16 protein-coding genes and 1 riboswitch are annotated in these 13,811 nt (G+C 38.2%); of the genes, 14 read left to right on the top strand and 2 right to left on the bottom strand.

The genetic code is table 11. The features are described from left to right. Positions 1 to 15 precede the first annotated feature (15 nt). Positions 16 to 1,377 (bottom strand): MFS transporter, encoded by a 1,362-nt coding sequence (locus IGK82_RS10790; RefSeq protein WP_002359427.1) that lies wholly within the window; start codon positions 1,375 to 1,377, stop codon positions 16 to 18. 163 nt (positions 1,378 to 1,540) lie between these two features. Beyond that, entirely contained in the window at positions 1,541 to 2,326 is a 786-nt protein-coding gene (locus IGK82_RS10785) for a TraX family protein (RefSeq protein WP_002394147.1), read from the bottom strand. A 179-nt stretch (positions 2,327 to 2,505) separates the two neighbouring features. Further along, positions 2,506 to 2,596, top strand: a riboswitch (TPP riboswitch). Positions 2,597 to 2,700: 104 nt separating this feature from the next. Here IGK82_RS10785 and IGK82_RS10780 point away from each other — a divergent pair. The 14 genes from IGK82_RS10780 (at position 2,701) to dinB (ending at position 13,800) form a co-directional block, all read left to right on the top strand. Beyond that, positions 2,701 to 3,264: an ECF transporter S component gene (locus tag IGK82_RS10780; protein WP_002359429.1), complete on the top strand. Its 564-nt coding sequence runs from the start codon at positions 2,701 to 2,703 to the stop codon at positions 3,262 to 3,264. Beyond that, positions 3,261 to 4,619: an ABC transporter ATP-binding protein gene (locus IGK82_RS10775; protein WP_002411316.1), complete on the top strand. Its 1,359-nt coding sequence runs from the start codon at positions 3,261 to 3,263 to the stop codon at positions 4,617 to 4,619. Before IGK82_RS10780 ends, IGK82_RS10775 begins: the two co-directional genes overlap by 4 nt. Continuing rightward, positions 4,610 to 5,263, top strand: coding sequence for a CbiQ family ECF transporter T component (locus IGK82_RS10770; RefSeq protein WP_010709880.1), 654 nt, complete (start codon positions 4,610 to 4,612; stop codon positions 5,261 to 5,263). The genes IGK82_RS10775 and IGK82_RS10770 overlap by 10 nt, the downstream gene beginning before the upstream one ends. An 11-nt stretch (positions 5,264 to 5,274) precedes the next feature. Beyond that, on the top strand, positions 5,275 to 5,937 hold the full coding sequence (tenA, locus tag IGK82_RS10765) for a thiaminase II (RefSeq protein ID WP_002362330.1): 663 nt from the start codon (positions 5,275 to 5,277) through the stop codon (positions 5,935 to 5,937). A 175-nt stretch (positions 5,938 to 6,112) separates the two neighbouring features. Next, positions 6,113 to 6,709, top strand: a complete 597-nt coding sequence (recR, locus tag IGK82_RS10760) for a recombination mediator RecR (protein ID WP_002356363.1) — start codon at positions 6,113 to 6,115, stop codon at positions 6,707 to 6,709. 208 nt (positions 6,710 to 6,917) lie between these two features. Further along, positions 6,918 to 7,556 carry a dTMP kinase gene (gene tmk, locus IGK82_RS10755; RefSeq protein WP_002356366.1) on the top strand — a complete coding sequence of 213 codons (639 nt, stop codon included), beginning with the start codon at positions 6,918 to 6,920 and terminating at the stop codon, positions 7,554 to 7,556. A 19-nt stretch (positions 7,557 to 7,575) separates the two neighbouring features. Next, positions 7,576 to 7,905 carry a cyclic-di-AMP receptor gene (locus IGK82_RS10750; RefSeq protein WP_002356367.1) on the top strand — a complete coding sequence of 110 codons (330 nt, stop codon included), beginning with the start codon at positions 7,576 to 7,578 and terminating at the stop codon, positions 7,903 to 7,905. Between the two features lies 1 nt (position 7,906). Further along, the gene (holB, locus tag IGK82_RS10745; RefSeq protein WP_002384059.1) at positions 7,907 to 8,857 is read left to right on the top strand and encodes a DNA polymerase III subunit delta'; all 951 of its coding nucleotides are present in this window, start codon (positions 7,907 to 7,909) and stop codon (positions 8,855 to 8,857) included. 116 nt (positions 8,858 to 8,973) lie between these two features. After that, complete coding sequence (locus IGK82_RS10740; RefSeq protein ID WP_002356371.1) at positions 8,974 to 9,813, top strand: PSP1 domain-containing protein; 840 nt, start codon at positions 8,974 to 8,976, stop codon at positions 9,811 to 9,813. Further along, entirely contained in the window at positions 9,806 to 10,153 is a 348-nt protein-coding gene (locus tag IGK82_RS10735; RefSeq protein ID WP_002356372.1) for a DNA replication initiation control protein YabA, read from the top strand. Before IGK82_RS10740 ends, IGK82_RS10735 begins: the two co-directional genes overlap by 8 nt. Positions 10,154 to 10,264: 111 nt before the next feature. After that, a complete protein-coding gene (rsmI, locus tag IGK82_RS10730) occupies positions 10,265 to 11,137 on the top strand; it encodes a 16S rRNA (cytidine(1402)-2'-O)-methyltransferase (RefSeq protein WP_010709879.1) in 873 nt (290 codons plus the stop codon). Between the two features lie 14 nt (positions 11,138 to 11,151). Then, positions 11,152 to 11,814 (top strand): ABC transporter ATP-binding protein, encoded by a 663-nt coding sequence (locus tag IGK82_RS10725; protein ID WP_430605093.1) that lies wholly within the window; start codon positions 11,152 to 11,154, stop codon positions 11,812 to 11,814. Beyond that, positions 11,798 to 12,556 carry an ABC transporter permease gene (locus IGK82_RS10720; RefSeq protein ID WP_002356377.1) on the top strand — a complete coding sequence of 253 codons (759 nt, stop codon included), beginning with the start codon at positions 11,798 to 11,800 and terminating at the stop codon, positions 12,554 to 12,556. Before IGK82_RS10725 ends, IGK82_RS10720 begins: the two co-directional genes overlap by 17 nt. A gap of 128 nt (positions 12,557 to 12,684) precedes the next feature. Further along, the gene (dinB, locus tag IGK82_RS10715; protein WP_023894966.1) at positions 12,685 to 13,800 is read left to right on the top strand and encodes a DNA polymerase IV; all 1,116 of its coding nucleotides are present in this window, start codon (positions 12,685 to 12,687) and stop codon (positions 13,798 to 13,800) included. Positions 13,801 to 13,811: the final 11 nt, after the last annotated feature.

Genomic DNA, 13,811 nt, shown 5'->3' with positions numbered 1-13,811 from the left:
ACCAGCTGCTTTTTTTTAAGCTTTTTTGCGGAAATAATTCCAGCAAGCAATTAAAACAATTACTAATAAGGTTAACAAGAAAATCAGAGAAATGAGGGAGCCCATCGTTGTCCCCTGAGCAAAATTATCTGCGTGGTCTTGAGCGATATTAATAATCGTCGCTACAATGGCCGTCGCAATAGCGCCAGAAAATTGTTGAAGTGTATTAAATAACGTATTGCCGTCGCCAAAATCTTTCTCCTCTAACAAGCTCATACCAGTCGTCATCATATTACTGTATGCAAAACCTAGACCAATCATATAGGTAACATGTCCAGCGACGAATCCTAATAAAACAGGCATCTCTAGTAAAATTGTTAAAGCTAGCCAACCGATTGTCGCCAAACTTAAGCCAAATAATATAGGTTTTTTAGCGCCGTATTGATCCAACACTCGTCCAGAAAGTGGTGCCAAAATGGCCCCAACTGTAGCACCTGGCAGCATGACTAGCCCAGCTACAAACGCATTTTTTCCAAGGACGATTTGAACAAAGTTTGGTAAGACAAAGGAAATACCTAACAATAAGAATTGACAAACTAAAAAGCCACATAAAAATAAAACGAAGGAGGGATTTTTTAAAATTGTCAAACGTACTAGTGGCTGTTCAGCGGTCGTTGCTCGTTTATAAAAAATAACAAAGCCAATAACGGCTGCCAGAAGTGAAAGCCAGCCAAACAATGTGCCAATTTTACTTAAAAACATCAACAAACCACTAAATAACAGGGCAATACCAATTAAACTAACCAAATCAAGAGTGGTGGTTTTTTTAACAGGTATTTCTGGAATAGCAGATAAGCCCATAAACAAAGAAAGCAGTAAAATAGGAATTAAGAATAAAAAGATGGCGTGCCAAGACAGGGAAGATGTTAAGATTCCACCATACGTTGGACCAATGGCTGGAGCAATTGAAGTGGTCAATGTGCCTACCCCCATCATCGTTCCCCGTTTTTCCAGCGGGGTAAAGTTCAAAATAATATGAAACATCAGTGGCAAAGCAATCCCAGTGCTAGCCCCTTGGAAGAGTCGGCCTAATAACAAGATACTGAAAGATGGCGAATAGACATCAATCGCTAAACCAATCAAAAAGAAAAGATTTGCAACGATAAATAAGCGTCTTAGTGAATAGGTTTTTAATAAATAATTGGATAAGGGTACCATGATAGAAATAACTAATAAATAAATCGTTGTCACCCACTGCACGGTACCGGTGGAAACACCAAATTCCTTTGTTAATGTCGGAAAGGTTACATTCATTGCTGTTTCAATTAATACGCCAGCAAAAGACATAATTCCTGTCGCTAAAACGGCAGGGAATAATCGTACGTTTTTTTGTTCCATTTAATCACCTCTATAGTTTTCATTTTTTCGTAAAAAAATAGAAGCAGTTTCTATAAGAATAGAAACCGCCTCTCTCTCGACACGCAACTTGCGTGTTATCTGTACGATTTGTTTACATGTTGCATTGTAAACAGTTTTTAGGCAATCGTCAAGCAGAAAATAATTAACGTTGCATGAAGAAACTAATAATTGCAAAAATAGCAATGTGAGCTGGATAGAAAATATAAAAGAAATTCCGCATGCCACGGCCTTTTTCACCATTATAAAGAACAATTGGAATCGCTGCTAAAATCATCATCCATTGGTGGTTCACCCCGAATAGTTCTTGGAAATTATAGCTGGCTGCTGAAATCAACGCAACAACGCCAATTGCTGAAATTTGTAACCACTTTTTGCCATGGAATAAATAAAAAGCCACGGCCAAGAGAACAAATAAAAACCCACCTTCTGTCACCATTAGTGATGGCACAATCAGATTGAAAATTTGGAAACCAATTAAGATAGCAGGGTTGCTTAATATGTCTGGAGAACTAAAAACAACGAGAGGTAGAGCACTGATTAATAAAGGCACAATAAACCAAAGAAGCCCTTTACCAATTTGTTTTTGTTTAAAATAGTCCATAGACTGCATGTAGACCGTACCTAAAAATAACGTCCCAAAAATATTATTGATAATTAAGCCACCTGTTGAAAAATACGCATTTAAAATGCCGTTCAGAATCCCCATAATCCAGAAGCCTAACAATAACCGGAACATGTATTTTCGCCGATTGCTTGTGTGAATGAAGCCTTCAGAACTTTCAAATAAGAAAATAGGTGCAGCAATTCGTCCAATCCATCCGAACCAACCAGGCACGCCTAAAAAACTAAAAAATTGCAATAGATGGTCAAAGACCATTGAAATAACCCCAATGACTTTCAAGTGAAAGCCAGTTAATGTTTTACCCATAGTATAAACGCCTCTCTTTCATAAAGAACAATATAACAAAGTCCAGAAAAACCAACCATTTATTTGCCTAACAGTTATCTTACAAAATTGTTTGATTTCTTCAGCTTTTGATGAAAGAAAAAAAGTGCCAAGACTAGTTTTTATAGTTATTCTATGCTATAGTAAAAGTACATTTTAATAAAAAACATTTGGGGTGCTGTTATGGCTGAGATGATACCCATTGAACCTGATGCAGTTAGTACTGTCGCAGGGAAATGCCGATTTACTTTGATTTTTCACGCACTCATTCTGTCCTAGGATGAGTGTGTTTTCTTTTATCAGGGTTTATTTAAGTCACTCCTTTTGCTTTTTGTTAAGAGAAAGGAGTTTTTTTATTGAAAAAATGGTCATTGCAACAAGTCGTCTTACTCGCTTTTTTAGCCTTTTTGTTTGGCGGTGTTTTTATGGGGGCAGGGTTCCTCTATGCGTTATTGAATGCTGCGCTGTTACCATTAGGCCTGAGTCCATTTGCCAATGAGCTTTTATTTGGAATGTGGACCATGGTGGCACCAATTGCAGCGATGCTGATTCCACGAGCGGGAAGTGCTGTTTTGGCGGAAGTTTTAGCCGCTTTGGCAGAAATGCTTTATGGTTCGTATTTCGGACCTAGTGTATTAATTTCTGGTGTGATTCAAGGCCTAGGTAGTGAAAGTGGCTTTTTTGTGACACGCTACAAACGGTACGATACACTAACGTTATTTTATAGTGCGATTGGGACGACTATTTTTAGTTATGTGTATGAATACTTTAAGTTTGGTTATGGCAATTACGGTCTGGGGATGAACATTGCTTTAATTAGCGTTCGATTCGTTTCTATTTGTTTCTTTGGTATTTTCTTAACGAAGGTTATTTTACGAATGTATCAGTCTGCGCAAGGGTTAGCTGTGAAGGCAAAATGAATAGTATCCAATTAAAAGCTGTGTCCTTTTCACGAGAACAACCCTTGTTTGAAAAGACAAATTTAGCAATTCCTCAAGGAACGTTTTCCTTATTAATTGGCGATAGTGGTAGTGGAAAATCAACGCTCTTACGATTGATTGCCGGATTTGCTCCGCTTGATTACCAAGGAGAAATTTTGATTGAAGGAATGGAACGCCGACAATTATCAACTCGTGAAAAGACGCAAAAAATTGGCATGCTGTTTCAAAACCCCAGTCAACAATTTACAATGAAAACCTTGGAACGAGAACTGATTTTTGCTTTAGAAAATTTAGGAATCTCGCCTGAAGAAATGAACCGAAAAATCCAAACAGCGCTTCAACTTGTTCAGACTCAAACCTTATTCACACGAGAATTAGCGACGTTATCTGGTGGTGAAAAACAAAAAGCGGCGTTGACAGTTCTGCTAGCAATGAACCCAGATATTCTTTTATTAGATGAACCTTTTGCAAGTATTGATCCAACCTCTCGAAAACAATTTATTCAAATTTTAGCAAGACTCCATCAAGCAGGCAAAACGATTTTGGTGTGCGACCACGATTTCAACGATTACGCTGATGTTGTGGACCAAGTCGTCACGTTGAAAAACGGCCAGTTTGAAAAACAACCGTTGACGTTTATCAAAACAAAACCGCAGACATTTCAGCTTACAACTTCTGTGGTAAAACAACCAATGCTCCAATTGAAAAATTTTCGTTTGTCTCAGGGAAAACGAGTGCTACTTGAAGAAAAAGAAGCGCTTTTGTTTAAAGGAATTACCACGTTGACGGGGCCAAATGGGGCGGGAAAATCCACCTTATTAAAAGCCATCGTTCAGAGACAAAAATATCAAGGGAAAATGTTCTTGGCAGGCCGCCGCTTGCGGGCTTCAAAAAAATTGTATCAACACATGACATTAGCGGTGCAACAAGCCAATCGTCAGTTTGTCACGTTGACTTTACGAGAAGAGCTTTTGTTTGGTCAGAACATGACAGCAGAAAAAAGAAGAAAACAAGAGGAAGCCTTAACTTTTTTAGGTTTAAAAGAAAAACTAGAGCACAGTGTTTTTCAACTAAGTGAAGGGCAAAAAAAGATGGTGCAATTAATTAGTTTGCTGAGCTTAGATTTGGACTGTTTACTTTTAGATGAACCTTTTGCTGGATTAGATGAGCGAGCATGCAATTATTTTGTTGAATGGATCAAAGAAAAAAGTGCGCAACAAGATTTTCTAATCGTCACGCATCGGCTAGAACCTCTCTCTGGCGTGAGCAATTACCGAATAGAATTGCTGCAGCAACAACTGAATATCTGGCAGGAGGGAACCACATGCAAATAAAGCAAACAAATGCAGCAATTTATGCTTCTTTGATTCTTATTTTGACCTTTGAATTATCTTTTTCTCAGTCAATTTTGGCAAATTTGGCGGTTTTTATGGGTTGTATCATTTTTTTAATAGGCCAGCGAAAATCCCGCTTACTGCTTTGGTTATTTTTCTTGCCACTTTTACCAGCAATCGGGACGTTTTGGTCTATTTATTTGCATGGTACGAGTAGTCAACAAGCCTGGCTTTTGTTTAGTCGAACGTATGCCTTTGCCGGTTTAGGACTAGCTTTTGCTGTAGGCGTTGATTTTGAAGAATTATTGTTATTATTGGAACAAAAGGGGCTAGCACCAAACTTTGTTTATGGAATTTTAGTGGTGGTTCACGCCTTACCGGAAGTGAAAAGAGAAATTAATGATTTAAAAGAAGCAAGCCTACTCCGTGGCAAAACGTTTCATTTTTGGTCGCCGATGCTTTATGTTAAAACACTGCTCGTTGCTGTTTCTTGGCGAGATAAATATACGGAAGCAATGTCTGCCCATGGCTATGAAGAAGGAGCCACCAGAAGTCGAAAAGAGCATTTTGTGTCAGCAAAAGTCAGTCTTGTGCTTGCTATTTTGATCATCATTTTTACCAATTTGTTTATTTTTCTAACGTAAAGGAGAAACCTATGACATTTACAGAACAAGCCAAAGAACAAGCGCAAGCTTCTTGGCAAGGAAGTTTTCAGCATCCTTTTATCACAGAGTTACATGAAGGAACCTTGAGTCCAACGATTTTTCGCTACTATTTAATTCAAGATCATTACTATTTAAAACACTTTAGTCAACTTTATCGCTTGATTGCGGCACAAACGCAACAACCTCGATTGAAAAAATTACTCTTAACAAATGCGGAAAATCTCGCGTTGGGCGAATTAGCTATTCGTGAAACTTTTTTTGAAGAACTAGCGATTACGGAAGAAGAAGTTGCAGCGACACCGATTGCACCAACCGCTTATCACTATGTTTCTCATATGTATCGCCAACTTATTGAAGGAACGCCTAAGACGGCCGCAGCAAGTATGTTGCCTTGTTCTTGGCTCTATCAAGAAATTGGTGCACAGTTAGTCAAACAACACTCACCAGAGCCACTGTACCAACGTTGGATTGAAACCTATGCTGGGGAGGAAGCGTACCAACACGTCCAAGAGGAACGCCAACTGTTAGACCAATTATATGAAGAAAGTTCACCACAAGAACAAGCAGCTATGATCACCGCTTTTGTTATCAGCAGTGAGATGGAATACGCTTTTTGGGAAATGGCCTATACACACGAAACCTGGATTGGTTAATACAAAAGCAAGTCGTTTAGTGCTCGTAACTAACGACTTGTTTTTGTATTAGAAAGCAGTAATTGTCAGTTGCTTTTTTGACAGGGCGTGATAAGATATTCAGTGACGCAAAATCTGTTGTAACTCGCTCAGTAATAACAGAAACGCCTTGCTAAGAAAGGACTGTAGAAGCCTCATGAATTATCCAGAACCGATTGCAAAATTGATTGAAAGTTATATGAAATTACCAGGAATTGGTCAAAAAACAGCGACACGGCTTGCTTTTTATACAATTGATATGAAAGAAGAAGATGCTAATGCTTTTGCAAAAGCGCTAATTAGTGTCAAGAGAGATCTCCATTTCTGTAGTATTTGCGGAAATATTACTGAAGAAGATCCTTGTGAAATTTGCCAAGATAAAAATCGTGACCGTAGTATTATTTTAGTAGTGGAAGAACCAAAAGACGTTATGGCAATGGAAAAAATGCGTGAATATCAAGGCTTGTATCACGTACTCCACGGGGTGCTTTCACCGATGGAAGGAACAGGACCAGAAGATATTAATATTGCCTCTTTGATCAAACGATTGCACGATGATGAAGTGAAAGAGGTCATTATAGCAACCAACGCTACCACTGAAGGAGAAGCGACGGCGATGTATTTATCACGGCTCATTAAACCAGCTGGAATCACCGTTACTCGTTTGGCACACGGCTTGTCTGTCGGCAGCGATATTGAATATGCAGACGAAATAACCTTGCTAAAAGCAGTCGAAGGACGTCGAGAAATTTAAAAGAAACATCGTTGGAAAAAGAGGTTGAAATCGAAGTAGGTCGTTTCTGTGAGAAAATGTCGCAGTTCAAGCTTTTCCGTACTTCTTTTTCAGTTTCTTTTTTTCAGCAGATGCATCACTTTAAATAGGACATAAGGATTTCAATTAGACTGATAGAGCAAGATGAAGTATAATAGATACAAGTAAAAATTGATTGGAGTTTTCGCACGTGCAGGGTATTTTTATCACATTTGAAGGTCCAGATGGCGCTGGTAAAACCAGTGTTTTGAAGGAAGTTTCTGAAAGATTAGCTAAAGAGTCAAAACGAAAAATTGTCACTACAAGAGAACCAGGCGGCATACCGATTGCCGAAAAGATTCGAACAGTTATTTTAGATCCAAGAAATGACAGAATGGATGAGCGAACAGAAGCTTTACTTTACGCAGCTGCTCGTCGTCAACATTTAGTGGAAAAAATCTTGCCAGCTTTGGAAGCGGGTCATTTAGTCCTATGTGATCGTTTTGTTGACAGCTCATTAGCCTACCAAGGCGCTGGGCGTAGAATTGGGATTGCCCCCATTGCTTCAATTAATGCGTTTGCGACAGAAGGTGTCTCACCAGATTTTACAATTTATTTAGACGTTGACTCAGATACTGGCTTACGGCGGATTCAAGAAAATCGAACACAGCAAATTGATCGCTTAGATTCAGAAGGATTAGAATTTCATCAACGTGTTCGTCATGAATATTTGAAATTAGCAGAAGAAAATCCACAACGTATCAAAAAGATTGATGCACGGATGAGTTTAGAACTTGTCGTAGAAGCAACGTATCAGGCGATTATTGAACGTTATCCAGAAAACTTTTAATTATAGGAAGGTGTAGACCATGAAGATTATTTTAGCCATTGTACAAGACAAAGATAGTAACCGATTAGCCAACGAATTTATTGATGCCAATATTCGTGCTACAAAATTATCCTCAACAGGTGGGTTCTTAAAAGCGGGAAACAGCACATTTATTATTGGGATTGATGATGAACGTGTCGACGAAACATTAGCTTTAATTAAAGAAACATGTCAATCAAGAAAACAATATGTTTCAACACCTGTGACTTTAGATATCACAATGGATGGCCAAATTCCTTATCCTGTGGAAGTTGAAGTAGGCGGCGCTACTTGCTTCGTCTTACCAGTTGAAGGATTCCATCAATATTAAGATGAATGAAGCACAACAGCTACAGCAAATGCAACCTTTGCTGTACAAGCAACTCCAAAAAAGTTTTGAGCATGGTCGTCTTGCCCATGCTTATCTTTTTGAAGGAGATACAGGAACTGGAAAACAAGAATTTGGCTTATGGATGGCGAAACATGTCTTTTGTACGAATTTAGTAAATCAACAGCCTTGTAACGAATGCCATAATTGTGTGCGGATTAATGAAAATGAACATCCAGATGTTTTAAGAATTGCGCCAGATGGGCAAACCATCAAAGTGAACCAAATCCGTGAATTAAAAGCGGAGTTTTCTAAAAGTGGGGTCGAGACTGCTAAAAAAGTTTTCTTAATTCAAGAAGCAGATAAAATGAGTACCGGCGCAGCTAATAGTCTCTTAAAATTTTTAGAAGAACCAGAAGGACAAATTTTAGCTATTTTAGAAACCACTTCGCTTTCTCGAATTTTACCAACGATTCAATCACGATGCCAAACCTTACATTTTCAACCATTAGTCAAAAAAACATTAATTGATCGCTTAATCAAACAGGGGATTGGTGAAAAGACTGCAACCCTTTTAGCTGAGCTGACAAATAGTTTTGAGAAAGCAGTTGAAATCTCTCAAGATGAATGGTTTAATGAAGCTAGGGAAATCATTTTGCAATGGTTTAATTATCTAAAAAGTAATGATTTACAGGCATTTATCTACGTTCAGAAGAAAATGGTCAAAGTATTTAAGGAAAAAGAACAACAAGCGCTTAGCTTTGACTTGCTCATGGTTTATTACCGTCAATTATTGGAAGAAAGTGTTGCGACACAGCAAGCCAAAAAAGTAACGGAAGAGCAGGCGGAACGGTTGGCGCTAATTTTGAAAGCACGCCAAAAATGGACTGCCAATGTTAGTTGGCAAAATGTTTGTGAACAATTAGTTATCCAAATGATTCACCCTAAATCATAAAGGAAAAAAGTGCCAAGTGGCATTCAGTTTCATAATATAGTAGGAACTTAGTTGTTTCAGCAAGTTCCTTAACCGATTGAAGCGACGTTCACTTGAACTAGATTAGGAGGAATAAAATGGTAGAAGTAGTAGGAGTTCGCTTCCGTGAAGCCGGTCATATCTATTATTTTGCTCCTGGAAAATCTGAGTATATTTATAATGAGAAAGTACTCGTTGAATCTCAACAGTCAAAACAATTAGCTACTGTTGCTATTCCTAAAAAAACAGTCGATTCAGACGATTTACCAGAGGACCTAAAACCCATTTTAAATAAAGCAACAGCCAATGATTTAGAAAAAGAACAAAAAAATTTGGCTGATGCAGAAGCTGCCAAAAGCATTGCCAATGAAAAAATTCGAGCTCATGACTTAAAAATGAAATTAGTGCGAGTAGAATATACCTTCGATCGTAGCAAAATGATTTTTTACTTTACGGCAGATGGGCGAATTGATTTTCGTGAATTAGTCAAAGACTTAGCGGCTATTTTCCGGACGCGAATTGAGTTACGTCAAATTGGTGTCCGAGATGAAGCGAAAATATTAGGTGGCATTGGCCCTTGTGGCAGACAACTATGTTGCTCAACATTTCTAGGAGATTTTATGCCAGTTTCAATCAAAATGGCTAAAGATCAAGGGTTATCTTTAAATCCTGTCAAAATTTCGGGATTATGTGGCCGCTTAATGTGTTGTTTGAAATACGAAAACGACGAATATGAAGCCGCTAAAAAAGAATTACCAGATTATGGAAAAGAAGTAATAACACCAGATGGCAAAGGCAAAGTCGTCGGGTTGAATCTATTAAGTCGGATTGTCAAAGTTCGTCTGCATGGTCGTGAAATCGCAGCGGATTATGATTACGAAGAAATCAAAGAAGCTACTGCGAAAGTTGCTGCTGAAAAAGGTGATCAAAATGGATAAACGTTCGCTCTATGATGGATTAAATTCGTTGGAAACTGATTTAGACAGTTCAGTGACACAATTAAGAGAAATTAAAGCAGCACTCCATGAGTTGGTAGAAAAAAATACCACGTTGGAAATCGAAAACCAACGCTTACGGGAGCATCTCCAAGAACTGAATAAGTTAGCAGGAAATACAACTGAAACTGAAAAACAAGAGCTATCAAAATCACGTATGAATTTGGAAAAACTTTATGAAGAGGGCTTCCATGTCTGCAATATTTTATATGGTTCAAGACGTGAAAATGATGAAGAATGTGCCTTTTGTCTTGATGTTATTTATGGGGAACGTACGCGTTAAGTCTAGTGGACACTGCAAATAAAAAGGAAAGGTTTGGTTTGACAGTCAATCGATTGTCAAATCAAACCTTTATCTATTTATAGAACGAAAAAGGAAAATGAGGGATGCGCTATGCAAAAACAGAAAAGTTTTGATAAGCAAACAACAAAAGGAAAATTGTATCTTGTCCCAACACCGATCGGCAATTTAGAAGATATGAGTATTCGTTGTTTAAACATATTGAAAGAAGCAACGGTGATTGCTAGTGAGGACACAAGAAACACACAAAAATTGCTAAATCATTTTGAGATTACAACACCACAAATTAGTTTACACGAACATAATTACAAAGAGCGAATTCCTCAACTGATTACACGATTGCTGAATGGTGAAACGATTGCCCAAGTTAGCGATGCAGGTATGCCTTCAATTAGTGATCCTGGTCATGAATTGGTTACAGCATGTCTTGAAGAAGAACTGGCAGTGATTGCCTTGCCAGGACCTACGGCAGGAATGACCGCCTTGATTGCCTCGGGTCTTTTACCACAGCCATTTACGTTTTATGGTTTTTTACCAAGAAAGAAAAAAGAACAGAAAGACGTGTTATCAGCATTAAAAGAAGAACGGCCGACACAGATTTTTTATGAGTCTCCCTATCGGATTGCTAAAACGGTAGCAACGTTTGCTGAAGTCTATGGTCAAGAACGCCCCGCTGTGATTTGTCGAGAATTAACGAAACTTCACGAAGAGTATTTACGAGGTACCTTAGGAGAACTAACAGAATATTTAGCAGAAAATACGCTAAAAGGCGAGTGTTGTTTATTAGTTAGCGGATTTGCTGGTGAGAAAGAGACAATAGCAGCAATGCCGGCTATTTCCCTCAAGGAACATGTACAAGTTTTAATGGAGGAAGAGGGACGGAGTTCCAAAGAGGCAATCAAAGAAGTGGCCAAATTGAGAAATGTAAAAAAACAAGAAGTATATAAAGAATATCATTCCATTTAAAAAAGGAGAGAAACATGAGTAATTTATTGCGAGCAGAAGGCGTGTCTTATCAAGTAAATGGTCGTAGCATTCTTTCTGATATTGATTTGTCATTTGAAACAGGCAGCAATACAACAATTGTTGGTCCTTCAGGTAGCGGGAAAAGTACATTTTTAAAAATTTTATCTTCATTATTAAATCCTACAGAAGGCGAAATTTTTTATCAAGAAGCGCCAATTACTACAATGCCAATCGAAACATACCGCCAAAAGGTTTCTTATTGTTTTCAGCAGCCAACTTTATTTGGTGAAACCGTGTATGATAATTTGTTATTTCCATTTACCGTCAGACAAGAAGCGTTTAATCAGGAAAAAGTCGTGGCATTGCTCCAACAAGTGAAATTGCCCGCTGCTTATCTTGAAAAGAAAATAGCCGAACTCTCTGGTGGTGAGCGACAACGGGTTGCTTTGCTACGAAACATTATTTTTGTACCAGATGTTTTATTATTAGACGAAGTTACAACGGGATTAGATGAAGAAAGCAAACAGATTGTCAATCAATTGTTAAACCAATTAAACAAAGAGCAAGGAGTCACGCTGGTTCGTGTCACGCATGATACCGAAGAAATTCAGCAAGCACAGCAAGTGATTCGTATTGTAGCAGGAAAGGTGGCGCCGACAGATGGATTTAGCAGTTAATAATTTATCCTTATTTTTTTCAGCCATGCTAGTGGTGGTCGCATTAATTATTAGTACTAAAGAAAAATTAGGTTTTACCAAAGATATTATTATTAGTGTGATTCGAGCAGTCATTCAATTAGTCGCAGTCGGCTATTTATTAAAATATGTTTTTCAAGTCAATAACCTGATTTTAACGCTCATCATGGTTTTGGTGATTGTTTCCAACGCAGCCTTTAATGCAAAAAAACGCAGCCAGCAATTACAAAAGGGCTTTTTGATTTCTTTCATTGCAATTGGTTGTAGTACAGGAATTACCATTGGTATTTTGATTTTTTCTGGTTCTATTAAATTTATTCCTTCTCAAATCATTCCTATCAGTGGGATGATTGCCAGCAATTCGATGGTGGCAATTGGTTTATGCTATCGCAATTTAGATACTCTTTTTCAAAACCAACGGCAAGCGGTAATGGAGAAACTAGCATTAGGTGCAACTATCAAACTCGCCTCTTTACCAATCATCCAACAAAGTGTGAAAACCGGGATGGCGCCGACGATTGATTCTGCCAAAACTGTCGGAATTGTTAGTTTACCTGGGATGATGTCAGGCTTAATTTTTGCGGGCGTTGATCCGGTCCATGCGATAAAATATCAGATTATGGTGACCTTTATGTTGCTATCAGCAACAAGTATTGGTTCAGTAATTGCAACTTATCTTGCCTATAAAGGCTACTATAATCAACAAAAACAATTGGTTGTTTAATTAAAAAGCTGGAAATCTGTGTTTATAACTTCACGGATTTTCAGCTTTTTCTGGTTGAAATAAAGAAGTTTCAATTTGAAAAAGAACGGATGTTCGTATATAATGGAGGGAGGAGGCGAATCAAAATGATGAGCGAATTACGTTTTCCCTTAAAAAAAGATACGTCGAGAAAAATTATACATATAGATATGGATGCGTTTTTTGCTTCAGTTGAAGAACGAGATCATCCAGAGCTAGTAGGACATCCGTTAGTTATTGCGCGCCATCCAAGTGATACTGGGGGCAAAGGAGTGGTGACCACAGCGAATTATATTGCTCGACAGTACGGTATTCACTCGGCTATGAGTGCTCAAAAGGCGTATGAACTATGTCCAAGTGCCATTTTTAAGCCAGGTAATTATCAGAAATATAGTGAAATTTCTCAAGAAATCCGTGAAATTTTTCGCCGCTATACAGATGTGATTGAACCAGTATCTATTGACGAAGCGTATTTAGATGTAACTGAAAATAAGGTCAACAGTAAGTCGGCTATTAAAATTGCGAAAATGATCCAATATGATATTTGGCATGAATTGCAGTTAACTTGCTCGGCAGGTGTTAGTTACAATAAGTTTTTAGCCAAGTTAGCATCAGATTTCCAGAAACCAAAGGGCCTGACGGTTGTCTTACCAGAAGAGGCCGAAGATTTTTTGAAAGCATTACCGATTGAAGATTTCCACGGAATCGGGAAAAAAACAGTGCCTAAAATGCATGAACTAGGGATTTTTACTGGAGCAGATTTATACAAGCAAGATGAGATGACGTTGATTCGGTTATTCGGTAAAATGGGTTATTCATTGTATCGTAAAGTCCGCGGTATCCATGATGCGCCAGTTCAAGTGACTAGAGATCGTAAGTCGGTAGGCAAGGAACATACTTACGGCACCCCTTTAACGACGGAAGAGCAGGTTACGGCTCAATTGAGACAATTAGCAGCAGGGGTTGAGCGTGCATTGCAACGAGTGCAAAAGCATGGCAAAACAGTAGTCCTGAAAGTTCGTTATACTGACTATACGACGATTACGAAACGTGTGACATTACCTGAATATATTTCTAAAAAAGAAGAACTTTTCTATCAAGCGAATTTAATTTGGGAAGATATTTTAGGTTTAGAACAAGGAATCCGTTTATTAGGCATTACTTTAACGAATTTAGATCCACTAGCGTATGAAAACATTGTTTTACCTTTATGGGAAAAAAGTTAGCCCTTTAGACA

It is taken from the genome of Enterococcus sp. AZ197, from assembly GCF_050556405.1.
Classification (GTDB): domain Bacteria; phylum Bacillota; class Bacilli; order Lactobacillales; family Enterococcaceae; genus Enterococcus; species Enterococcus faecalis.
The sequence above is the reverse complement of the archived record's forward strand: the minus strand, read 5'-3'. Positions and strand labels throughout refer to the sequence as shown.